General features: G+C 60.2%; 2 protein-coding genes. Both read left to right on the forward strand.

Features of this window, described 5'->3' with window-relative positions; genetic code table 11:
• On the forward strand, window positions 1-689 hold a 689-nt coding region (locus HK28_RS13570; protein WP_143217442.1), incomplete at its 5' end, for a leucyl aminopeptidase.
• Between the two features lie 32 nt (window positions 690-721).
• Window positions 722-1,168 (forward strand): DNA polymerase III subunit chi, encoded by a 447-nt coding sequence (locus HK28_RS13575; RefSeq protein ID WP_086645056.1) that lies wholly within the window; start codon window positions 722-724, stop codon window positions 1,166-1,168.
• The last annotated feature ends 262 nt before the right edge of the window (window positions 1,169-1,430 follow it).

Consider the following 1,430-nt stretch of genomic DNA (forward strand, 5'->3'; position numbering starts at 1 on the left):
TTTCAACCAACCCCGCCGCAGGCATGGAAGATATGAAGTGGGATATGGCGGGCGCAGGCGTCGTCGCGGGTTTGATGTCGGCATTGGCTGGCCGCAAGGCGCGGGTGAACGTCGTGGGTCTGATCGGACTGGTCGAGAACATGGTGTCCTCGACGGCGCAACGCCCTGGCGACGTGGTTCGTAGCGCGTCGGGTCAGACCATCGAGGTTCTGAACACCGATGCTGAGGGGCGTCTGGTTCTGGCCGACGTGCTCTGGTACGCCCGCGATCGCTTCGCACCAAAGCTGATGGTCGATCTCGCTACGTTGACTGGCGCGATTATCGTAAGCTTGGGCCACGAGCACGCTGGTCTTTTCTCGAACGATGACGGTCTTGCGCGTCGTCTGGAGGATGCGGGTTTGCGTAGTGGCGAGAAACTCTGGCGCATGCCGCTCGGCGAAGAGTATGACGAGCTGCTGAAATCCGACATTGCCGACATGAAGAATATCGGTGGACGTCCGGGTGGATCGATCACTGCAGCGCAGTTCCTCAAGCGCTTCGTCGGCGATACGCCCTGGGCGCATCTCGACATCGCGGGAGTCGCCTGGGGCTCCAAGGCGAAGCCCGGCTCGCCGAAGGGCGCCACCGGCTTTGGCGTGCGTCTGCTCGACCGGTTCGTCCGTGAGATCGAGGCCGGTGCGCACGGCTGAGAGCTTGATGACGGCGCGTTGATGGAGGGATCGTGGCGGAGATTGGTTTCTACCATCTGACCCGCACCACGGCGGACGAGGCGTTGCCGCAGTTGTTGGGGCGCACGCTTGACGCCGGAAAACGCGCTGTCGTGCGTTGCGGTGAAAGCGTCGACGTCGCTTCTCTTGATGAGGCGCTCTGGCGGGTTTCTGAGCCCGTGTGGTTGCCGCACGCGGCGACGGGCGCGAAATTTCCCGATCGTCAGCCGATCTGGATCACGTCCGGAGATGATACGCCGAACGCCGCTACGTATTTATTCCTCCTTGGAGCGCGTGAAGCCGAAAAGCTTGAGGCGTTCGAGCGTATTTTTGACCTTTTTGATGGTCGCGACGATATGGCCGTAGCCGCCGCCCGGCGCCGCTGGTCGGCGCTGAAGGCGCAGGGACATTCCTTGACGTATTGGCGTCAGGGTGAGAAAGGCTGGTCGAAAGCTAGGTGATCGGGTGCTCTCTGGAAATATTAAAATCTGGGCACTATTTATCCGAGAATCTCTGACGCCCCAAGATTGGCGGAGCGGCCCGGCCAGAACGGGGTTTTTGGACCTTCGTCCGTAAAGATGAGGTCGTTGGCCGGAGACGCACGCTCATCAGATTACTCGGCTGGCGCCGTATTCGTCAGTTGATGCGATATGGATGCATGCAGCTCTAGGTTCGGGACCTATTAATGTATTGAATTGAGCGAGAGGTTGTGATTCACAGGTC

Origin of the sequence: Acetobacter sp. DsW_063 (genome assembly GCF_002153745.1) — a bacterium.
In the GTDB taxonomy this organism is placed as follows: Bacteria; Pseudomonadota; Alphaproteobacteria; order Acetobacterales; family Acetobacteraceae; genus Acetobacter.